The organism is Allonocardiopsis opalescens (genome assembly GCF_003002095.1).
In the GTDB taxonomy this organism is placed as follows: domain Bacteria; phylum Actinomycetota; class Actinomycetes; order Streptosporangiales; family Streptosporangiaceae; genus Allonocardiopsis; species Allonocardiopsis opalescens.
This window is the reverse complement of the sequence record NZ_PVZC01000001.1, coordinates 1,084,736-1,105,766: the sequence shown is the minus strand read 5'-3', so window position 1 is coordinate 1,105,766 and position 21,031 is coordinate 1,084,736. Positions and strand designations below refer to the sequence as shown.

Annotated in this window: 19 protein-coding genes; 2 read left to right on the top strand and 17 right to left on the bottom strand. The window is 73.4% G+C overall.

Features of this window, described 5'->3' with window-relative positions; genetic code table 11:
* Positions 1 to 7: 7 nt before the first annotated feature.
* The 3 genes from CLV72_RS04465 to CLV72_RS32050 all read right to left on the bottom strand — a co-directional run bounded on the left by CLV72_RS04465 (position 8) and on the right by CLV72_RS32050 (position 1,462).
* Positions 8 to 331, bottom strand: a complete 324-nt coding sequence (locus tag CLV72_RS04465) for a hypothetical protein (protein ID WP_106239620.1) — start codon at positions 329 to 331, stop codon at positions 8 to 10.
* A gap of 325 nt (positions 332 to 656) precedes the next feature.
* Positions 657 to 1,067, bottom strand: coding sequence for an SH3 domain-containing protein (locus tag CLV72_RS04460; protein WP_106239617.1), 411 nt, complete (start codon positions 1,065 to 1,067; stop codon positions 657 to 659).
* A gap of 83 nt (positions 1,068 to 1,150) precedes the next feature.
* Positions 1,151 to 1,462, bottom strand: coding sequence for a hypothetical protein (locus tag CLV72_RS32050; RefSeq protein ID WP_170140869.1), 312 nt, complete (start codon positions 1,460 to 1,462; stop codon positions 1,151 to 1,153).
* 146 nt (positions 1,463 to 1,608) lie between these two features.
* Between CLV72_RS32050 and CLV72_RS04450 the strand changes: the two genes are divergently transcribed.
* Complete coding sequence (locus CLV72_RS04450; RefSeq protein WP_106239611.1) at positions 1,609 to 2,805, top strand: esterase-like activity of phytase family protein; 1,197 nt, start codon at positions 1,609 to 1,611, stop codon at positions 2,803 to 2,805.
* Positions 2,806 to 2,870: 65 nt separating this feature from the next.
* Here the strand turns inward: CLV72_RS04450 and CLV72_RS04445 are convergent, their stop codons facing one another.
* The 3 genes from CLV72_RS04445 to CLV72_RS04435 all read right to left on the bottom strand — a co-directional run bounded on the left by CLV72_RS04445 (position 2,871) and on the right by CLV72_RS04435 (position 6,540).
* Positions 2,871 to 3,572 carry a hypothetical protein gene (locus CLV72_RS04445; protein ID WP_106239608.1) on the bottom strand — a complete coding sequence of 234 codons (702 nt, stop codon included), beginning with the start codon at positions 3,570 to 3,572 and terminating at the stop codon, positions 2,871 to 2,873.
* Between the two features lie 1,303 nt (positions 3,573 to 4,875).
* Positions 4,876 to 5,700, bottom strand: a complete 825-nt coding sequence (locus tag CLV72_RS04440) for an SDR family oxidoreductase (protein ID WP_106241328.1) — start codon at positions 5,698 to 5,700, stop codon at positions 4,876 to 4,878.
* A 114-nt stretch (positions 5,701 to 5,814) separates the two neighbouring features.
* Entirely contained in the window at positions 5,815 to 6,540 is a 726-nt protein-coding gene (locus CLV72_RS04435; RefSeq protein WP_106239604.1) for a TetR/AcrR family transcriptional regulator, read from the bottom strand.
* A 111-nt stretch (positions 6,541 to 6,651) separates the two neighbouring features.
* Here CLV72_RS04435 and CLV72_RS04430 point away from each other — a divergent pair, with 111 nt between their 5' ends.
* Entirely contained in the window at positions 6,652 to 7,611 is a 960-nt protein-coding gene (locus CLV72_RS04430; protein WP_106239600.1) for an NAD-dependent epimerase/dehydratase family protein, read from the top strand.
* Between the two features lie 63 nt (positions 7,612 to 7,674).
* Here the strand turns inward: CLV72_RS04430 and CLV72_RS04425 are convergent, their stop codons facing one another.
* The 11 genes from CLV72_RS04425 to CLV72_RS04375 all read right to left on the bottom strand — a co-directional run bounded on the left by CLV72_RS04425 (position 7,675) and on the right by CLV72_RS04375 (position 20,982).
* Positions 7,675 to 8,739: a serine hydrolase domain-containing protein gene (locus CLV72_RS04425; protein WP_211302687.1), complete on the bottom strand. Its 1,065-nt coding sequence runs from the start codon at positions 8,737 to 8,739 to the stop codon at positions 7,675 to 7,677.
* A gap of 759 nt (positions 8,740 to 9,498) precedes the next feature.
* Positions 9,499 to 10,860, bottom strand: a complete 1,362-nt coding sequence (gene mmsB, locus CLV72_RS04420) for a multiple monosaccharide ABC transporter permease (protein WP_106239596.1) — start codon at positions 10,858 to 10,860, stop codon at positions 9,499 to 9,501.
* Between the two features lie 4 nt (positions 10,861 to 10,864).
* Complete coding sequence (mmsA, locus tag CLV72_RS04415) at positions 10,865 to 12,403, bottom strand: multiple monosaccharide ABC transporter ATP-binding protein (RefSeq protein WP_106239592.1); 1,539 nt, start codon at positions 12,401 to 12,403, stop codon at positions 10,865 to 10,867.
* A 78-nt stretch (positions 12,404 to 12,481) separates the two neighbouring features.
* The gene (gene chvE / locus CLV72_RS04410; protein ID WP_106241322.1) at positions 12,482 to 13,540 is read right to left on the bottom strand and encodes a multiple monosaccharide ABC transporter substrate-binding protein; all 1,059 of its coding nucleotides are present in this window, start codon (positions 13,538 to 13,540) and stop codon (positions 12,482 to 12,484) included.
* Between the two features lie 134 nt (positions 13,541 to 13,674).
* A complete protein-coding gene (locus CLV72_RS04405) occupies positions 13,675 to 15,033 on the bottom strand; it encodes an L-fucose/L-arabinose isomerase family protein (RefSeq protein ID WP_245929924.1) in 1,359 nt (452 codons plus the stop codon).
* Positions 15,034 to 15,068: 35 nt separating this feature from the next.
* Positions 15,069 to 15,788 (bottom strand): L-ribulose-5-phosphate 4-epimerase, encoded by a 720-nt coding sequence (locus tag CLV72_RS04400; protein ID WP_106239584.1) that lies wholly within the window; start codon positions 15,786 to 15,788, stop codon positions 15,069 to 15,071.
* 307 nt (positions 15,789 to 16,095) lie between these two features.
* The gene (gene araB / locus CLV72_RS04395; protein WP_245929853.1) at positions 16,096 to 17,778 is read right to left on the bottom strand and encodes a ribulokinase; all 1,683 of its coding nucleotides are present in this window, start codon (positions 17,776 to 17,778) and stop codon (positions 16,096 to 16,098) included.
* 80 nt (positions 17,779 to 17,858) lie between these two features.
* Positions 17,859 to 18,905 carry a LacI family DNA-binding transcriptional regulator gene (locus CLV72_RS04390; protein WP_245929852.1) on the bottom strand — a complete coding sequence of 349 codons (1,047 nt, stop codon included), beginning with the start codon at positions 18,903 to 18,905 and terminating at the stop codon, positions 17,859 to 17,861.
* A gap of 135 nt (positions 18,906 to 19,040) precedes the next feature.
* Positions 19,041 to 19,265 carry a DUF2277 family protein gene (locus CLV72_RS04385; RefSeq protein ID WP_106239577.1) on the bottom strand — a complete coding sequence of 75 codons (225 nt, stop codon included), beginning with the start codon at positions 19,263 to 19,265 and terminating at the stop codon, positions 19,041 to 19,043.
* A 53-nt stretch (positions 19,266 to 19,318) separates the two neighbouring features.
* Positions 19,319 to 20,512 (bottom strand): glycosyltransferase family 4 protein, encoded by a 1,194-nt coding sequence (locus tag CLV72_RS04380; protein WP_106239573.1) that lies wholly within the window; start codon positions 20,510 to 20,512, stop codon positions 19,319 to 19,321.
* The gene (locus CLV72_RS04375) at positions 20,506 to 20,982 is read right to left on the bottom strand and encodes a hypothetical protein (protein ID WP_211302686.1); all 477 of its coding nucleotides are present in this window, start codon (positions 20,980 to 20,982) and stop codon (positions 20,506 to 20,508) included. Before CLV72_RS04375 ends, CLV72_RS04380 begins: the two co-directional genes overlap by 7 nt.
* Positions 20,983 to 21,031 lie beyond the last annotated feature (49 nt).

Genomic DNA, 21,031 nt, shown 5'->3' with positions numbered 1-21,031 from the left:
CGGCCGGCTAGGGCGCGACATCGCGCTCGCAGCCGGTCCCGGTCACCCGGAGTCCGCCGGCGGGGTCGTTCTCGGTCTCCACGGCGTCGCAGCCGTAGGGCGCGTCGTCGGGCTCGGTGATGAAGTAGCCGGTCAGGTCGGGATTCCCCTCGCCCACGGAGACGCACTGGTGGCCGACGGCCACCGAGGTCGCGGGATCGAACTCCACCCGCTTGCACTCGTAGCCGGTGTTGGCCAGCGCCGGGGCGGCGGCCATGCCCGCAGCGGCGGCCGCCAGCGCGCTCGTGGTGGCGGTGCGGAACAGGATCCGGATCACAGTGCGGTGCGCCATGACGCCTCCTTGACGATGCGTGAATGTCCATCACTGTGAGTATCCACAATCTGGCGTTCGAATTCTCGGCGCCACCCGCCCGCGGCGCTCCCGGTCCTGGCGGGTGGGCCTCCGGGGAGCCGTCCGCTCCGGCGGCTGCCGAGGACACGCGAGTAGCGCCCGGCCGCCGATACGGAAAGGGGCCGCGCGTATTCGCGCGGCCCCTCGTTCATCAACCCCGGCGCGGGCCGGCCCTCGACCCGTCGAGAACACTCTTCATCGCATCAGAAGGCGCTGTCGTTCCCGGACCGGTGAAATCGGTCCGGTCAATGCATGGTGTGGCCTATCAGAAGGGGCACTGCGACCAGCTGCCGTAGTTCAGCAGCAGGTCGTCGCGGATCCAGCCGTTGCGCGCCGTGGTGACATTGCGCACGTAGGTCCAGGTGTATCCGTCGTTCCCCACGGTGTAGCAGTAGTAGATGAGCTGGTGGGAGGTCTGCGCCTGGCCGACCGAGGTGCAGCCGGTGCTCGATCCGGTGCGCATGTTGACGTTGTTCTGAATGGTCCGGCCGATGGTGCCGTCCAGGTTCGGACCGGCGGTTCCGCACGGGGCGTGCGCGATCTGGACCGAGGGCGAGCCCTGCTCCAGGCCGTCCGGGCGGATGGCGGCCGCACTCGTCGGGGCCTGGAAGGCGAACAGCGCCAGTCCGGCGAAGGCGATTGTCAGGAGGGCGCGTGCGGTTGATTTCCGTGTCATTACTTGGTTCTCCTGAAACAAATGACCGTTCATGATCAGAATTCGGAGGGATAGGACGGCCGCCCCGGTGCGCAGGTGTAACACTATAGAAATGACGCGGACACAAAAAGTATATTCGAAAAAAATCTATAAATAATCTTGGTCGCTATTATGGATCTCGCCGCCGCGCGAAGAGGGATCCCCGATCGACTGCACGGGAACTCCTGAGCCTTGAAGGCGTCGGTGGCCATGAGGGAGGCCCCCTCCGCCTCGTCGCCCTTACCATCGTCGGCCTGCCGCCGGTCGCGGAGGGCGTGGACGCCGGCGGCCGTGCAGCGGTCCGCCGGGCGATCGCCGACCGGGTCGGCGAGACCGGCCACCGCGAACTCGGCTCCGGTCCGTCCAAGGTCGGGCACCGCCGTCACGGTCGCCGTCGAACCGGAGAACACCGCCGAGCGAGCCGGGGGCCGTTCCGGACGGCCGGGTCCACGGGAGCGGCCGATCGGCGTTTCCAGAGGGTCTTTCGCCCTCGCGCGAGACGGCGCTGTGCCAGGATGCAGCCATGACCAACACTACTCTCCGTAGTTACCGCTTCACGCGTGGTTCAGTGGCCGGTCTGGCGGCACTGACCCTGGCCGCCGTGACGGTGGCGGGCGCCCCCGCGGCCGCCGAGAGCTTCGACGTCCGGCTGATCGGCGTGCACGACGTGCCCGCCGGCCTGGCCGTGGACGGCACCGTGGTCGGCGGGCTGTCCGGCATCGACCGGCACCCGGTCACCGGTGAGTACCTGATGATCAGCGACGACCGGTCCACCATCGGACCGGCCCGCTACTACGCCGCCGATATCGAGGTCTCCGCCACCGGGATCGACAGCGTCGACTTCACCTCCGCGACCGAGCTGACCCAGTCCGACGGCACCCCGTACCCGCCCTACCGCGAGTCGCTGGAGAACCCCTGCACCGACGCGCAGGAGGTGTGCGACCGGACCGGCTCCGTCGACCCCGAGGAACTGCGAATCGACCCGCACACCCGGCAGGTGTGGTGGACCACCGAGGGCGCCTTCTCCGGCCGGACGCTGATCAATCCGGCCATGCGGGTGGCGGTGCACGGCCGCTCGCTGCACGAGGTGAACCTCGGCCCCGACTTCCGCTTCTACCGCGACGGGCAGCGCGGCCTGCGCCCCAACTTCACCATCGAGGCCTTCGAGTTCATCAACGGCGGCGCCCGCGTGGTCACCGCGGTCGAGGGGCCCATGGTGCAGGACGGTCCGCTGCCCACACCCGACCAGGGGGCGCTGACCCGCGTCACCGAGCACGCGCGCTCGGGTCGGACACTGGTGCAGTACGCGTACCCGCTGGACCCGATCTTCGCGCCGCCGACCGGCCAGGGCTTCATGGACAACGGCATCACGGCGATCCTGTCCACCGGCGAACCGGGCCACTACCTGGTGCTGGAGCGCGCCTTCTCCGAAGGCCACGGCTACAGCGTGCGCATGTACCACATCGACACCAACGGCGCGCAGGACGTCAGCGGCATCCCGTCGCTGGCCGAGGCCCCCGGCGTGCAGCCCCTCGGCAAGACCCTCGTCGCCGACTTCGGCGAGCTGGGCATCGACCCCCTCTACAACGTGGAGGGCATGGTGTGGGGGCCTGAGCTGCCCGGAGGCGAGCGCAGCCTCGTCCTCGTCGTCGACGACAACTTCTCCGCCGAGGAGCGCACCCAGGTGCTCGCCCTGGGCCTCTCGGAGTCCGCCGCCTGATCCGTCCGGCGCCCCGGACAGCCCGACGGCCGGACCCCGCGGGGTCCGGCCGTCGGTCGGGACGGCTACCAGATGCCGACGACCAGCGCCGTTCCCTGGACCAGGGCGGCCAGGCCGAGGCAGAGGAAGACGGCGGACAGGGCGACCTCGCCTGTGCGGGTGCCGGACCAGTAGCGGGCGCCCTCCAGGGCGGCGTGCGCGCCGACGGCGGCGACCGCGAGGCCGGACCACTGCTGCGGCGCGAGGGCGCCGAGCGCGGTCACGCCCGCGCCGTACTGGAGGGTGAACAGCACGCCGAGCGCCATCGCGGCGGTTCCCCAGACCAGGTGCACGCGGTGCGTGAGGCCGGCCGCGCGGCCGCGGCCGCCGATCCGGTCCAGGCCGAGTCCGGCCACGACCGCCCCGGCGACCAGCAGGAAGGCGGGCCAGCCGCCCTGCATGGCGCCGAAGAGCAGCAGCAGCCCGCTGACGGTGGTCACCGCGCCGGTCCCCAGCATCGCGCGGCCGGTGACGAAGGCGCCCAGCGACGGCAGCGGGTGCAGCCGCAGTCCGGTGACGAGCAGCGCCAGCCCGGTGGTCAGCGGGAACCACGCCCACCACGGGCCGGGCTGGTGGCCGGTCAGCACCAGCGCGCCGAACACGGCGGCCACCGAGCCGACGGTCAGCGCGGCGCCGAAGTAGGGCCGGCCGCCACCCGGCCCGGTACGGGCCGGCGGCGCGGTGCGGAGGTCGGTGTCGGCGCGCATGGAGGTGCTTGCGGCGGTCATGGCGGTTCTCCTCGAAGCGGCGAAGTCCTGCTGCTCTGCGGCGGTCCCCGGTAGGTCCGGCCACCCGTCGAGCACAGCCACGATCCTGCCGCCCGCCGCCGCTGCGAACAGGAGCGCGACGCCCCCGTCCGAGGTGGTGCCCGCACCCCCTGGACGGAGGTGCGGGGCTCCGTCCACTCGGACGGCTGTTCGCGCCGAGCGCGGTCCCGGCGGACGCCGCGTACCGGTACCTCGCCTCGGTCCCCGGGCGGGACTCACCGCACGGCCGGACCGGGCCGTGGCGGACGGGGCGGAGGGACGCACCGTCGTCGGACCCCCCTGCTCCGGCAGGGCATGGGCCCGCGATCCTGCCGGGCACGCGTGTGCCGCGGCATCGCCTTGGCCGCGGCCATCGCCTGGCCGCGCGGCCCGTGGGCTGGAAGTCCTCGACGCTGTGCACCGCGGCCGGTAAGCACCGTCCTCGTCCTGGCCGCGCGGCCCGTGGGCCGGGAAGTCCTCAACGCTGCGCACTGCGGCCGGGTGGGCACCGTCGTCGTCCGGCGGCGCGGCCCTTGGGCCGGGAAGTCCTCAATGCTGGGCCCCGAGGGTGCAGGCGCCCTCGTCATCCTGGCGGCGCGGACAGCGGACGGCGGCCTCACCGGCGACCAGCACCCGGCATCAGTCCACCCGCCCGTCCACACGACACCCCCGGGTTCCCGTCCGCACCCCCGTCGCGGCCTCGTCCCAAGGGCTCCGGAACGCCGGCGCCCGCGCGAACGCCCATGACGGGCGGGGCCGGGCCGCCCGCTCCCCGCACCGGCTGACCGTCCCGCCCTCGGCCCACCGCCTCCGCCGCCGACGCCCGGCCCGACCGGCCCGACCGGCCCGACCGGCCCGACCGGCCAGCGAGGATATCCCGGTCGGCGAACCGCTCCGCTGCCCGCGTTCGCCCCCGAAGCCCCCCGGAAGGCACGCCGAAGCCACCCCCGTGGGGGAACCCCTGCTTTTAAGTCTCGCGTACCTTCGCACGCCGTGGCCAGCGGTCACCGGTCGCCTGTGGACGACGGCGCCGCCGTCGCGTCCGGCTGTGGATGAAGTGCCTGACCGGGCGCGTGCTCGTCCGGGGCGGCGGGACAATGCGGGTCCCGAAAGGAGTCCGCCCCCTCCCGCACCGTGCCGGCGGGGGCGCGCGATCGCGGGAGCGGTGACGTCCGTGCCGACTCGTCGAGGGCGCGACGGCGCGGACGACCGCGTTCCCGGTGGCCCGACGCGCCCGGCGAACGGTCCGCCGTCCGGGCCGGTCGGGCCCGGACGGCGGCTCCGGTCAGCCGCGGAAGGCGTCGGCGTGCTCGGCGGCCCACTGGGCGAAGGTGCGGGCGGGGCGGCCGGTGATGTCCTGGACGGTCGGCAGGACGGTGCGGCCGACGCCCGGGGTCTCCCTGCCCATCTGGAGGAAGAAGGCGATGCTCTCCTCGTCGTAGCCCTGCGCCCGCCAGCGCTCGGCCGCCTCGGCCTCGGTCAGCTCCTCGAAGCGCACCTCCCGGCCGATGGCGGCGCCGATCGCGCGGACCTGCTCGTGGACGGTCAGCAGCTCGGGACCGGTCAGGGTGTACATGCGGCCGCCGTGGCCGCCGCCGGTGAGGACCGTCGCGGCCACCGCGGCGATGTCGCCCTCGTGGATGACCGAACCGGGTACGTCGCCGTGGGGTTCGCGCACGACGCCCTCCTTGCGCACGCCGTCCGCCCAGTCCAGACAGTTGGCCATGAAGCCGACCGCCGCCACGAAGGTCCACTCCAGCGGGCCCGCCACCAGGGCGCGCTCCACGCTGGTCGGCTCATAGGAGCTCTTGAGCACGGTGGCGCGGCGCACCCCGGCCAGCGCCGCCAGGTCCACGATCTCCGCGCCGGTGGCCAGTTCGGCGTGGTCGTCGCCGCCGAAGGTGATGAGGTGGATCGCGGTCACGCCCTCCAGAGCGGGGCCGAGCGTGCCGGGCTCGGTGAGGTCGCCGCGCACCACCTCCACCCCTTCGGGCAGCGCGGCCCGCTCCGGGTTCCTGGTGAGCGCCCGGACGGGGTGCCCCGCCCGGTGCAGCTGCCCGACCAGCTCGCGGCCGACGTTCCCCGTCGCTCCCGTCACCAGCACCGTCATGCGTTCCTCCATCGGTTCCGGGCGGCCGGTCCGGCCCCGCCCGTTCATTCCGTTCGGTCGGAAGCACGCTAGGAGCCATCGCGGCAGGATCCGTTCCGCGATCGGTGCCGCGGCTCAGGGAAGCCCGTAGGCGTCGGCCAGCAGGTCCATCTCGGCGTCGAGCAGGCTGAGCGGGTCGTGCCCCATCGTGGTGAACTGGCCGATCACCTCCAGGCCGACCACGCCGTACAGCCGTGTCCAGGCGGTCACGGCGCCGGCCAGCGCGCGCCCGGCGCGCTCCGCGTCGGCGGAGGCGCCGCCGGCCCCGCCTGCCAGGCACTCGGCCGCCCATTGCGCGACGGCGGCGTCGCGGCGGGCCCAGTCGGCCAGCTGCCCGGCGACGGCGGCGGCCGCCGGGGCGGGCCTGGCGTCGGCGAAGACGCCGACGAACGGCGCGAGCGCGTCGCGGGCGAGCCGGAGGGTCTCGGGCGGCGCGGTGTAGCCGGGCAGCGGCGAGCCGTAGATGAGCAGGTGCCGGTGCGGTTCGCCGAGCGCCCAGCCCCGGTAGGCCCGGGCCAGGGCGCGCAGCCGCGCCCGGGCGGGCTCCTCGGCGGCACCGGACTCTCCGACGGTCCGCGCGACGTCGGCGTAGGCGTCGAGGATGAGCGCGCTCAGCAGGTCGTCGCGGCCGGCGAAGTAGCGGTAGAGCGCCGGGCCGGACAGGCCCAGCTCCTTGGCGATGCGGGTGAGCGCGACGGAGCCGATGCCGCCCTCGGCCAGCTGCCTCAGCGCGATCTCCTTGATCTCGGCCCGGGTGCGTTCGCGGTAACGGGCCCGCGGACCCGGTGTGCCCACCGTCACAGCCTCTCCTCACCTCCGACACTGATGCGAGCCACCTTAGCAACTGTTACAGTGTCTAACAGTTGTGAGAGACCAAAACAGAACGGTTCCGCCGATCCAGAGGAGTCCGCCATGCCCACCACCCCGTCCGGCGCCCCCGGCCGCCACGTCGTCCTCGGCTCGGGTCCCGCCGGCACCGCGCTCGCCGCCGAACTGGCCGGCCGCGGCCACCAGGTCCGGCTGGTGAACCGCGGCGGCGCCGGACCCGCCGTCGAGGGGGTCGAGCGGCACGCCGCCGATGTCGGCGACGCCGAGCAGGCGCGAGCCGCCGTCAAGGGGGCCGACGTCGTCTACCACTGCGTGAACGTCCCCTATGCCCTCCAGACGCGGGTGCTGCCGGGCGTCCAGGAGGCGGTGCTCGCCGCCGCCGAAGGCGAGGGGGCCCGCCTGGTGGTGCTCGACACGCTCTACCCCTACGGCGAGACCCGCGGCGCGGTGATGACCGAGGAGACCTCGTGGAACGCCACCAGCCGCAAGGGCCGGCTGCGCGCCGATCTGGACCGCGGCTACCTGGAGGCGCACCGCGCCGGGCGGGTCCGCACCGTCATGGGCCGTTCGGCCGACTTCGTCGGCCCCGGCGTGCTCGTCTCCTCGCTGGCCGGCGCGGTCTTCCCCGGCGCGCTGACCGGCGGCGAGGTGCTCGGCATCGGCGACCTGGACCGGCTGCACAGCTACACCTACATCGGCGACGTGGCCGCCGGGCTGGCCGTCCTCGGCGAGCACCCCGAGGGCGACGGGCGCGTCTGGCACCTGCCGACGCCGCCCGCCGTCACCACCCGCGAGGCGCACCGGATGATCGAGCAGCGGGTCGGCCGGCCGCTGAACGTGGTGGTCCTGGACCGCCCCCGCCCCTACGGCCCCTTCGACCAGGAGTTCATGGACGAGTACGCCGAACTCTTCTACCAGCACACCGAGGACCAGGTGATGGACTCCTCCGCCTTCGAGGCGGCCTTCGGCACCCGCCCCACCGAGCTCGGCACCGCGCTGGACCGCACCATCGAGTGGTACCGGGGCCTGCTCGCCGCGGGCTGAGGCGGTGCCCGGACGCGCGGCGGCGCCGGACCCCCGTCGGGAGCCCGGCGCCGCGGACGCGGATCAGCAGTAGAAGGCGTCGTACAGCTCGGTCACGGTGCTGGGCTCCAGGCCGGGCAGCGGGTTGACCGACAAGGTCAGCTGCCGTCCGTCGTCGGCGCGCGACGCGTCGGTGACGAACCCGAAGATGCCGCCGCTGTGCCCCCACACCTCGCCGCCGCAGGAGAGGTCGGAGCTGGCCACACCCAGGCCGTACGCGTTCCCCGGCACCCCGGTCGCGACGGTCTCGCGCATCTCGGCCAGCGACTCGTCGCTGGTGAGCCGCCCCTCCATCAGCGCGTCCAGGAAACGCTCCAGGTCGGCGGTGGTGGACACCATCTCCCCCGCCGCCCAGGCGCCCGACGGGTGCAGCTCGGTGACATCGCGCAGCCCGCCCCCGTCGGGGGCCGGTTCGTAGCCGCGGGCGTGCGGGCGGGGCAGCGTCATGTCGTCGCCGGGCACGGAGGTGTGGCGCAGGCCCAGCGGGCGCAGGATGCGCCGCTCGACCTGCTCACCGTAGGGCGTACCGGTCAGCTCCTCGATCAGCAGCCCCGCCACGGCGTAGTTGGTGTTGGAGTAGTGCCAGCCCTCGCCCGGCGGGAAGTACGGGTCGTGCTCGAAGGCGAACCCCAGCAGTTCCTGCGGCGTGTAGGGGCGCAGCATGTTGTCGTAGGTCGCGTCCATGGCCTCGGTGTAGTTGTACAGGCCGCTGGTGTGGTTCAGCAGCTGCCGCACGCTGATGTCCTCGCCGCCGGGCACCACCCCCGGCAGGTGGCGCTCGATCGGGTCGTCCAGGCCCAGCCGCCCCTCATCGGCCAGCTGCAGCACGACCGTCGCCACGAAGGTCTTGGTGACGCTGCCGACCCGGAAGTGCCCGTGGGCCCGGGCCGGCCGCCCGGTCTCCAGATCGGCCGTGCCGAAGGCCGCCGCGTCGCGGTGCCGCCCGTCGCGGGTGCGCACCAGGGCGGCCGTCGCCTGCTCGGCGTCGACCAACCGCTGCAGGACGGCGCCCACCCCGTGGCCGGCGGGCCGCGGGTCGGCGGCGGTGGCGGGCACGGCCACCGCGCCCGCCAGGATCAGTGTCACCACGCCCGCACACACCCGGGCGGCCGTCCGGCCGCGCCGCCTCCGCACGGGTCGGTCGTCTCGGGAACCGGTCGTCGGCTGCATCGCCATCGCCTCCTCGGCCACGCGCCGGCGCGGTCGCCGGCCTTCGCGCTCCCGGAAGACGCTAGGCGAGCGCGCCCGCCCGACCTAGCCCACCGCCACCACTCCGCGGGGTAGGCCGGGCACCCTTGCGGCGGCCGCGGACCGCACTCCCCCGCCGGTGGCAGCGCCGGTGACGGCTCCGGGCACTCCCACCGCACCATCGAGTGGTACCGCGGGCTGAGGCGGTGCCCGGACGCGCGGCGGCGCCGGACCCCCGTCGGGAGCCCGGCGCCGCGGACGCGGATCAGCAGTAGAAGGCGTCGTACAGCTCGGTCACGGTGCTGGGTGGCAGGCCGGGCAGCGGGTTTGATCGACCAGGTGAGCCGCCGCCCGTCGTCGGAACGGGTGGCCTCGGTGCAGTACCCGAGGATTCCGCCGCTGTGCCCCCACAGCTCGCCGCCGCAGGAGAAGGCGGTGGTGGACACCATCTCCCCCGCCGCCCAGACGGCGGACAGGTCCAGCTCGGTGACATCCTGCAGGCCGCCGCCGCACGACGCCAGACGCGCACGGCCGTCCGCCCCAGCCCGCCGAGCGGAGTGCGCAAGGTAGGGGCGGCCGCCTTGTGCGATCGGCCGACCGCACCGGTCCGCAGGTCGGGGCGGCGGTGCGGGCGCCCCGACCGTGCGGCCCGCCCTCCGCTCAGCCGGAACCGGCCACCGCGCCGGTGCCGCCGGTGCGGGCGGTACCCGGCGGCGGATCGGGTTCCCGCTCCGCCGCCGAACCGTTCGCCCCCGCCGCCGGGACGGGGTCGGCGCCGGTGCCGCCGGAGCCGTCCGAGGCCGCGGCCGCCGCGGTGCGCGAGGCGCGGACCCGGTTCTTGTTGAAGATGTCGAAGGCGACGGCGACCAGCAGCACCAGGCCCTTGATGGCCTGCTGCCAGTCGACGCCCAGGCCGATGATGGACATGCCGTTGTTCATCAGACCCATCACCATCGCGCCGATCACGGCGCCGACCACCGTGCCCACGCCGCCGGTGGCCGAGGCGCCGCCGATGAAGGCGGCCGCGATCGCGTCCAGCTCGAACAGGTTGCCCGCCCTCGGGGTGGCGGCGTTCAGCCGGGCGGCGAAGACCAGCCCGGCCAGCGCCGACAGCACGCCCATGTTCACGAACACCCAGAAGGTGGTGGGCTTGGTGCGCACGCCCGACAGCATCGCGGCCTTCTCGTTGCCGCCCACCGCGTACACCCGGCGGCCGATGGTCATCCGGTTCATCACGAAGGAGTAGCCCACGATCAGCACCACCAGCACGACGCCGATGACCGGCACCCCGTTGTGCACGGCGAGCATGAAGGTGAAGGCGTTGAGCACCGCGACCAGCACCACCAGCTTCACGATGAACCACGGCCGGGAGCCGACCGACAGGCCGTGGCGGCGCAGCCGGCGGCGGCCGAGCAGCTGGCCGAGGACCACCAGCGCCGATGCGACCGCGCCGAACAGCAGCGCGAAGACGTGCAGTTCGTCGAAGGTGATGCCGAGCAGCCAGATCGTGTACGGCAGCTCCACCACGACGTCGGGGACGAAGCCGGAGCCGATCGCCCGGAACGACGCCGGCAGCGGCGCCACCGTCTCACCGCCGAGCAGGATCATCGTCAGGCCGCGGAAGAGCAGCATGCCGGCCAGCGTCACGATGAAGGCCGGGATGCGCACGTAGGCGACCCAGAAGCCCTGCCAGGCGCCGATCAGCCCGCCCAGCAGCAGCGCCAGCACCACGACGACGTACGGCGGCAGTCCGGTGCCGGTCATCAGCACCGCGGAGGTGGCGCCGACGAAGGCGGCCACCGAACCGACCGAGAGGTCGATGTGGCCGGTGATGATCACCAGCATCATCCCGATCGCCAGGATCAGGATGTAGCCGTTCTGCATGATCAGGTTGTTGATGTTGGCGGGCTGCAGCAGCAGCCCCTGGGTCAGCACGCCGAACAGTACGGCGATCACGACCAGGGCCATGAGCATCCCGTACTGGCGGGCGTTGTTGCGCAGCAGCTCGCGCACGGCTCCCATCGGATCAGCCTCGCGTCTTCGTCGTCGTGGTCATCAGCTTCATCAGGGCCTCCTGGTCGGCCTCGGCACGCGGCAGCTCACCGGTGACGCGGCCCTGGGCCATCGTGTAGATCCGGTCGCACATGCCGAGCAGCTCGGGCAGCTCCGAGGAGATGAGCAGCACGCCCTTGCCCTGTGCGGTGAGCCGGTGCACGATCTGGTAGATCTCGTACTTGGCGCCGACGTCGATGCCCCGGGTGGGCTCGTCCAGGATCAGCAGGTCGGGCTCGGAGAACATCCACTTGCCGAGCACCACCTTCTGCTGGTTGCCCCCGCTCAGCTCGCCGGTGGTCTGCAGCACGCTGCGGCTCTTGACCCGCAGCCGGCGCCGCAGGTCCTCGGCGCGCACCACCTCGCCGCCCCGGTCGATGACGGCGCGGGCGCTGATCCGCTCCAGCCCGGCCAGGGTGAGGTTGCGCCGGATGTCGTCGTCGAGGATGAGGCCCAGTTCCTTGCGGTCCTCGGGCACGTAGGCGATGCCGTTGGCGATCGCCTCGCCGACGTGCCGGGTGCGGATCTCGCGGCCGTCCTTGATGACAGTGCCGCCGGCGAAGCGCCCGTAGCTGCGGCCGAAGACGCTCATCGCGAACTCGGTGCGGCCCGCCCCCATCAGCCCGGCCAGTCCGACGATCTCGCCCCTGCGCACGTGCAGGCCGACGCCGTCGACCACCCGGCGGTCGGCCTGGGTGGGGTGGTCGACGGTCCAGTCGCGCACCTCGAAGAAGGTCTCGCCGATCTCGGGGACCCGATCGGGGAAGCGGTGGTCGAGGTCGCGGCCGACCATACCGCTGATGATGCGGTCCTCGGTGACGGCGCCGGACTCCGGGTCGAGGGTCTCGATGGTGCGGCCGTCGCGCAGCACGGTGATCGTGTCGGCGATCTCGATGATCTCGTTCAGCTTGTGGGAGATCATGATGCAGGTGATGCCCTGTCCGCGCAGCTCGCGCAGCAGCCGCAGCAGCTTGGCGCTGTCGGTCTCGTTCAGCGCCGAGGTGGGCTCGTCCAGGATGAGCAGCCGCACGTCCTTGGCGAGCGCCTTGGCGATCTCCACCAGCTGCTGGCGGCCGACGCTGAGCGCCGCCACCGGCGCGCCGGGGTCCTCGGCCAGCCCGACCTCGGCCAGCAGCTCCCTGGCCCGGCGGGTGGTGTGGTCGAGGTCGATCACCCCCCAGCTGGTGCGCTCGTTGCCGAGCATGATGTTCTCCGCGATCGACAGCTGCGGTACCAGCGCCAGCTCCTGGTGGATGATGGCGATCCCGGCCGCCTCGCTGTCGCGCACGCTGCGGAAGGCGCGCACCCGGCCGTCGACCAGGATGTCGCCGCCGTAGGAGCCGTGCGGGTACACCCCGCTCAGCACGTTCATCAGGGTGGACTTCCCGGCGCCGTTCTCGCCGACCAGCGCGTGGATCTCGCCGCGCCGGACCCGCAGGTCGACGCCGCCCAGCGCCACCACGCCGGGGAACGCCTTGGTGATGCCGCGCATCTCCAGGATGGTGTCGCCCATGCCGCCTGTTCCCTCCCGTTCGGGCGGTGCCCGGGCGGCCGGCACGCGGGTGTGCCGCGCCGGCCGCCCGGCGCGCCGCTAGCCGGCCAGTTCTTCCTCGGTGTAGTAGCCGCTGTCGATCAGGACCTCCTGGTAGTTGTCGCGGTCCACCGAGACCGGCTCCAGCAGGAAGGACGGGACCACCAGCACGCCGTTGTCGTAGCTGGTGGTGTCGTTGACCTCGGCCTCCTCGCCGTTGAGCACCGCCTCGGTCATGTTCACCGCGACCTCGGCCAGCTCGCGGGTGTCCTTGAACACGGTCTGGGTCTGCTCCCCGGCGATGATGGAGCGCACCGACGCCAGCTCGGCGTCCTGGCCGGTGATCACCGGCATCGGCCGCGACTCGGTGCCGTAGCCGACGCTGGTGAGGGAGGAGATCACCCCGATGCTGATGCCGTCGTAGGGCGAGAGCACCGCGTCCAGCTCCTCGGAGCTGTAGTTGGCGCTGAGCAGGTTGTCCATCCGCGCCTGGGCGGTGGCGCCGTCCCAGCGCAGGGTGGCGATCTGCTCCATGGTGGTCTGGCCGCTGCGGACCTCCAGGTCGCCGGAGTCCAGGTAGGGCTGGAGCACCGACATGGCGCCGTCGTAGAAGAAGTAGGCGTTGTTGTCGTCGGGCGAGCCGCCGAACAGCTCGATCGTGTAGGGGCCGCCGTCGCCGGACTCCAGCTCAAGCGCCTCCACGATGTACTCGGCCTGCAGCACGCCGACCTGGAAGTTGTCGAAGGTGGCGTAGTAGTCGACGTTCTCGGTGCCGCGGATCAGCCGGTCGTAGGCGATCACCGGGATCTCCTGGTCGGCCGCCTGCTGCAGCACGTCGGTGAGCGCCTCGCCGTCGATCGAGGCGATGACCAGCGCGTCGGCGCCGCGCAGGATCATGTTCTCGATCTGGGAGATCTGGTTCTCGACCACGTCCTCGGCGTACTGGAGGTCGGTGGCGTAGCCGGCCTCCTCGAAGCGCTCCACCATGTTCTGGCCGTCGGCCACCCAGCGCTCCGAGGACTGGGTGGGCATCGAGATGCCCACCAGCGCGCCCTCCTCCTGCTCGGGGTTCTCCTGCACGGCGCAGGAGGCGGCGAACAGCGCCAGCCCGGCCAGCATGGCCGCGGCGGCCCTGCGCCGCACGGCCGCCCGGGGTGCTCTTCGCGGTGCGGGTGCGCCCGGAGTGGTCCGGGGGTCTGTCGACATTGGTCCGACCTTCCTTGTTCGGGTTGCGGTGGGGGAACCGGCCCGCTTCAGACCGGGTGGTACTCGATCCCGGCGAGGGAGCAGAAGACGCGCCAGTCCTCGGCGCGGTGGCCGAGGTTCATGACCATGTGGTGGGTGCCGCCGGCCGTCAGCCAGCCGTCCATGCAGCGGCGCAGCCCGGTGGCGGGGCGGAACTGGCCGTAGGGCATCTCCAGGGCGGGCAGCGGCTGGGAGTCCAGCACCTCGCCCTCGGAGACGACCAGCCGGAACTTCTCTCCCCCGAGCGAGACGAGGGAGGCGAGGGTGGCCGGGCCCGGCTGGATGCGGAACAGGAAGGTGGGGGGGTCGTCGAGCTTGCCGATGCCCAGGGAGCGCTTGATCAGCCGCACCGGTTCGTCGGAGCGGGCCACCTCCCAGTTCCCCTCCCCCATGTGGCTCATCAGGATGGAGTCGGTCGGGAAGTCCATCGCGTACATCTCGGTGAAGTGGCCCCGGCCGACCAGCTGGTGGCCGGCGTAGACCATGGCCGCGGCCAGCGCGTCGCCCTCGGCGCCGTAGCCGTAGCCCTTCGCCATCAGGCTGGAGGCGGCGGCCAGCGGCAGCCGGGAGAAGCGGCCGTCCTCGCCGATGGCGTCGAAATGGGTGGAGTAGGCGAGGCAGCCGCGGTTGGTGAGGATGCTCTCGATGGCCAGCTGCATGCGGGCGTGGTCCTCGCGCTCCTCGGCCGAGAGCGCGGAGTCGACCGCGAAGCGGCCGTCCTCCCAGCCCATCAGCTCCGACACCGCGTCGGCCGGCACCTGCGCCATGCCGCGCCAGAGGTCTCCGGGCGCGATGAAGCCGATCTCGGGACCGAGCGCGCGCAGCAGCGCGTTCTCGTCGACGCGGATATCGCCCATGTCGTTCATGGCGTAGCCGAACACACCGATGCGCAGGCTCCGCCAGGCGGTGATGGCGCGGGCGGCCCGCGCCCAGCGGTCGATGCGGTGTACGAAGGCGTCGGTGTTCCAGTCCTCGGTGACGACGTCGAAGGCGCGCCCGGCCCGGACCATGGCGTTGGCGGTGTCCTGCGCGCCGTGGATGCCCTGGTTGTAGGTCATGTCGGCCATGTCCCAGGCCGGGGTGACCGAGGGCTCCGGCTGGATGTTGGCCAGGCAGACCGGCAGCCGGTTCTCGTTGAACAGGCGGGCCACCCGCATGGCGGGGCCGTAGGTGAGCATCACCACCAGCACGCCGTCGAGCTCGTCGTTCTCGAAGCCGCGCATCACCCGCTCGGCGTCGGCGCGGCTCTTGACCGGCGGACCGACCACGAACTCGGCGATCCCGCCGAGCCGGTCGGCGACCTCCTGGGCGTAACCGGCCTGGCGCTCGGTGATGCCGGGGATCATGTGGTCGTAGAGCGCCTGCATGATCCCCAGGACGCCGATGCGGGGCAGACGGTCGGTCACGAGTCCTCCTCGGATTCGGGGGTGCGGCCGGCGGCGGGCCGCTGGCCGTAGACGTTCTGGTAGCGGTCGTAGAGCGCGTCGACGTGCTCGGGCGCGAGGGCGGGGACGGGGCCGTGCTGGAGGGCGAGGTGCATCGTGCGCGCGACGTCCTCGCACATCACCGCCGCCTTGACCGCCGCCTTGGGGCCGGCGCCGATGGTGAAGACGCCGTGGCTGCGCATCAGCACCGCCGGGGAGCGGTGGCCTGACAGGGTGGCGACCACGCCCTTGCCGATGTCGTCGCCGCCGATGAGTGCGAAGGGCCCGACCGGGATGTCGGCGCCGAACTCGTCGGCCATGGCGGTGATCGCGCAGGGGATCGGCTCGCCCCGGGCCGCCCAGGCGGTGGCGTAGGGGCTGTGGGTGTGCACGACCCCGCCGACGTGGGGCATGGCCCGGTAGACGTAGCCGTGGGCGTCGGTGTCGCTGGAGGGGGCGTGGTCGCCCTCGACGGTCCGGCCGTGCAGGTCGGTGAGGACCATCGACTCGGGGGTGAGCTCGTCGTAGGAGACCCCGCTCGGCTTGATCACCATCAGCTCGGCGCCCGGCACCCGGGCCGAGATGTTGCCGCTGGTCCAGGTGACGAGCCCCCAGCGCACCAGCTCGGCGTGGAGCGCGCACACCTCGCGCCGCAGCCGGTGGATCTCCGGCCGCAGCTCGGGGGGCGGGACGGTCATGGTCGTACCTCCTCGCGGTGGATACCCCTGCGGGCACCCGTCATCTTTCGCCGTCCGGCCGGTCCGGTGTCGTCGCTTGTCCCCAGACCGCTCGGTATGCCGGGAGTTGTCCACAACCCGCCGGTAGCCCTTCCGGGCCGCCCGGCCGCCGCGGGATGCTGGTGTTGGGGTCGGCCCCCCTGGGAGGGCGGGGGATGGGCGGATTCCGGGGGCGCGGGGCGGCGGACGCCGGGGCGTACCGGGTGCGGTCGGGGCCGGCAGGGCGGCGGGACATAGGGCGCCGGGGCGCGGGGCGCCGGTACGGGCGTCACCGGGAGGCCGCCGCGTTGCGGATGCGGCGCAGGCGGTGCAGGGCGTCGGTGCCGCCCCGGCCGAAGTGGTCGTGCAGGTCGGTGTAGACCGCGTACAGCTCGTCGTAGGCGTCGGCCCGCTCCTGGTCGGGCTCCACCGGCTCCGGGCGCACCCGGCCCATGGCGGCCGAGGCGGCCTGGATGTCGGGGTAGGCGCCGGCGGCGACGGCGGCGTGGATGGCGGAGCCGACGGCGGGGCCCTGGTCGGAGGCGATCAGCTTGAGCGGCCGGCGGAGCACGTCGGCGTAGGTCCGCATCACGAAGGGGTTGCGCACCAGCCCGCCCGCCACCACGATCTCGCGAACCGGCACCCCCGCCCCCTCGAAGGCGTCCACGATCGTGCGGGTGCCGAAGGCCGTCGCCTCCACCAGCGCGCCGTACACGTCCTCGGGGCGGGTGGCCAGGGTCAGCCCGGCCACCACCCCGGACAGGTCGTGGTCGACCAGTACCGAGCGGTTGCCGTTGTGCCAGTCCAGCGCGATCAGGCCGTGCGCGCCCACCGGCCGCGCCGCGGCCCGCTCCGACAGCAGCTCGTGCACGCCGATGCCGCGCCCAGCCGCCTCGGCGGCGTACTCGGCGGGGACCGCGTTGTCCACGAACCAGCCGAAGATGTCGCCGACGCCGCTCTGCCCGGCCTCGTAGCCCCACAGCCCGGGCACGATCCCGTCCTTGACCACCCCGCACATACCGGGCACCCGGGCCAGCTCCGCGCCGTTCATCACATGGCAGGTGCTGGTCCCCATCACCGCGAGCAGCCGTCCGGGCGCCACGGCCTGCGCCGCCGCGGCGGTGACGTGCGCGTCGACATTGCCCACGGCCACCGCGATCCCCTCGGGCAGCCTGGTCCAGGCGGCGGCCCGCGCGGTCAGCCGTCCGGCGAGCCCGCCGAGCGGCGACAGCGGGTGCGCCAGCTTGTCGGCCGCGAAGTCCGCGAAGCGCTCGTCCAGCTCGGCCAGGTAGGCGCGCGACGGCCAGCGCCCGTCCTGGTGGATGCCCTTGTAGCCGGCGGTGCAGACATTGCGCGTCTCCGCTCCGCACAGCTCCCACACGATCCAGTCGGCCGCCTCGATCCAGCGCTCCGTCGCCGCGTAGACCTCGGGGTCCTCCTCCAGCACCTGCAGCGCCTTGGCGAACTGCCACTCGGCGGAGATCCGCCCCCCGTACCGGTCCAGCCAGGGCTCGCCGCGCCGCTCGGCCACCTCGTTGACCCGGTCGGCCTGCCGCTGCGCGGCATGGTGCTTCCAGAGCTTGGGGTAGGCGTGCGGCCGGTCGGCGAAGCGGGGCAGCTCGCACAGCGGCGTCCCGTCGGCCAGCACCGGCATCGGGGTGGAGGCGGTGAAGTCGGTGCCGATCCCGACCACCCGCTCCGGCGGCACCCCGCTGGCGGCGAGCGCCTTCGGCACGGCGTCGCGCAGCACCCGGCGGTAGTCCTCGGGCACCTGCAGCGCGGTGTCGGGCGGCAGCGGGCGCCCGGAGCCGGGCAGCGCCGTCTCGACCACGCCGTGCCGGAACTCGTGCACCGCGCTGGCGAGTTCGGCGCCGTCGGAGACCCGGACCACCACGGCCCGGCCGGACAGGGTGCCGAAGTCGATGCCGATCACGGCGTCAAGGTCGTTGTTAGCGCTAACAGTCGGGGTCACGCGGGCTCCTGGGGGTGGGCTCGGGTGGCGTCGGGAGCGGTCGGAGGCTAGGAGGAGCGGGGAGTCGGGGGCGGACGGGGTCAGCCGGTTCCGGCGGCGGGCGCGGTGCTCGAGCGCACCACCAGCCGGGCCGGCACGACGACGCGTGGCAGGCCGGTGGCCCGGCCGGCGCCGCCGTCGATCTGGTCGAGCAGCAGCCGCATGCCGCGGCGGCCGACGGCCGCGAAGTCCTGGTAGACGGTGGTCAGCGGCGGCGAGAAGAACTCCGCCTCGGGGATGTCGTCGAAGCCGACCACGCTGATCTGCTCGGGCACCCGGATGCCGCGCTCACCGAAGGCGCGCAGCAGCCCCAGCGCCATCTGGTCGTTGGCGACGAACACGGCGGTGGGGCCGTCGGAGCCGCCGACGCGCTCGGCCAGCCGCCGCCCCGCCGCGTAGCCCGAGCGCGGGCTCCAGTCGCCGTACAGCGGCTCGGGCGCGGCGGCGCCGGCCGCGCGCAGCGCGGCGCGCCAGCCCTCCAGCCGCGCCTCGGCCTCCAGCCACTCCGACGGCCCCGCGACGTGCCAGACCGTGCGGTGGCCGAGGCCGAGCAGGTGCCGCACGGCCGCGGTGGTGCCGCCGTGCTGGTCGACGCAGACCACCGGCATGTCGTCGGCCTGCCCGCCCTCTACGGCCACGGCCGGCAGCGAGGTGGGGATGTAGGCCAGCGCCTCGGCCGCCGAGCGCTGCGGCGCGATCACGATGAACCCGTCGACGGACTGCTCGGTGAGGTAGTCCAGCGCCTCCCTGACCGCCTGCGGGCTGACGGCCTTGAGGCTGACGATGCTGACGAAGTAGCCGGCCTCGCGGGCGGCCTGCTCGATGCCGAGCAGGGTGCTGGCCGGGCCGTACTGGCGGGTGTCGAAGGCGACCACGCCGAGGGTCTGGGTGCGCCGGGTGACCAGCGCCCGTGCCGAGGAGTTGCGCCGGTAGCCCAGCTGCTCGATGGCGGCCAGCACCCGCTCGCGGGTGGCGGGGCGCACGTTGGGGTGGTCGTTGAGCACACGGGACACCGTCTGGTGCGAGACGCCCGCGACCCTGGCCACATCGGCCATGACCGGGTTCTGCCGGGCCCCGTTGCTGGACATGCCTGCGGACCGCCTTCGGAAACGTCGTTGGAACCTGGGAGGCGAAGCGCCGCCAGGCTACAGTGTTAGCGCTAACAATTCCGACGTCAAGGGGGCGGCGCCGACGGCGGGTCGGACCGGCGGCGGTGCCCGCGGCTAGGAGCGGGCGCGCGGCGCGCGGGCCGCCGCGATGCCGTCCAGCAGCTCCTGGGTGGCGGCGGCCACCGCGTCGACGGCGCGGTCGAAGGCCTCGGCATTGCGCGCCGAGGGCGCCCGGAAGCCCGAGATCTTCCGGACGTACTGCAGGGCGGCGGCGCGGACGTCGTCGTCGGTGACGTCGTCGGTGTAGGGCTCGCGAAGGGTCTTGATGCTCCGGCACATGTCTTCGACGGTACGCGAAGGCACCGACACCGGGCCGCGGCGGCGCGGCGAGGTCAGGACCGGCGCGCGCCCCGGCCGGCCAGCAGCTCGCGGAACAGCTCCTCCCAGCGCGGCGCCACCGCCCCGGGGGCGTAGTCGCGCGCGGTCCGCAGGGCGGCGGCGCCCATCCCGGCCCGCTCGCCGGGGTCCCCGGCCAGCCGGCACATCGCCCGCGCCAGCCCGTCGACGTCCTGGGCCGGCACCAGCAGGCCGTCGACCCCGTCGGTGATGACGTCGGCCGGCCCGGTCGGGCAGTCGAAGGCCACCACGGGCAAGGCGTGCGCCATCGCCTCGATCATCACCATCGGCAGCCCCTCGAAGCGGGAGCTGAGCACGTAGAAGGACGCCTTGGCCAGCTCGGCGTCCAGATCGGAGCTGTGGCCCATCAGGAACACGCTGTTGTAGAGGTGGTGCCGCTCGATCAGCTCGCGCAGCTCGCCCCGGCGCTCGCCGTTGCCGTAGATGCGCAGCTGCCAGTCGGGGTACCGCTCCACCACCCGGCCGAAGGCAGGGATCAGCAGGTCGAAGCCCTTCTGCCTGACCAGCCGCCCCGCCGCGACCGCCACCGGATCGGCCTGGGTGGAGGGCTGCTGCTCCAGGGAGTGCACCGCGTTGGGGATGCGCACCACCCGGGTGCCGGGCAGCAGCTTCTGGTAGTCGGCGCGGTCGCGCTCGGTGAGGACGGCGACCGCGTCGACGCCGCCGTAGTGGCGGGCGATCGCGGCCCGCACGTCCTTGCGGTGGGTGGCCAGGTTCATGTGCTCCTGGGCGACCCGCACCGCGCCGCCGGCGGCGTAGCGGGCGGAGAGCAGGTTCAGCGCCGGGCGGGTGGTGACCACGATCCCGTCCCTCAGCCCGGCCAGATAGCCGATCACCTTCTTCTCGACGTAGCGGTTCACGGTCGGGAAGGCGAACTCCCCGCGCGGCACGGCCGCCGCCTCCCGGCGCAGGTCGCGCCGGTCGGCCCAGGCGCGGTAGCGGCCGAGCGGCCCGCGCGGGGGCGTCTCGCCGGGGTCGCCGCGCAGGTCGACCAGGGCGCTCAGCGCCACGCCGGGGTGCGGCGCGAAGACGGGTTCGTCCCTGCGGCGCACCACGCTGACGATCTCGGCCCGGTGCCCGGCCTCGGCCATGGCGGCGGCCTGGTTGAACACGGTGCGGATGGTGCCGCCGGTGCCGTAGGCGTGCAGCAGCAGGTAGCGGATCAGCACGGTCTCACGCCCCGGCCCGCTCCGCGGGGAGCGGGCGGCACTCGATCGAGAGGTTGTCCTTGATCGTGTAGTAGGGCCTGACCGCGATGCCGGCTCCCCCGGCCACCGCCCGCTGAGCGGGAAACACCATGATCCTTCTTCTTCCCCCTGATGTCGTCCAGCCGCCGGCCCACGCGCAGCCGCCGCTCCTGGCCGGCCGCCGCCAGGTAGAGGTCCCACACGGCGGGCGGCCCGTCGGCGGCGGGCGGCGGCACCAGGTCCCCGACCGGCACCACCGCGTCGAAGCCGCCGCCGCGGACGGGCGCCCGGTAGCGGAGCAGGACGTCGTCGTGGCCCCTGAGCACGACGAGCAGCTCCCACGGCGGGGCGTCGGGTTCGGGCAGGCCGTGCACCCGGCCCACCACGCGGATCACCCCGTCGCGCGGCCAGACCTGGGCCACCTCGGCGTGCGCCCTTTTCGGCCGTTTCATGTCAACTGAACTTAATGCCAATTTTCGGTGACTTTAGAGCAAATCTCCG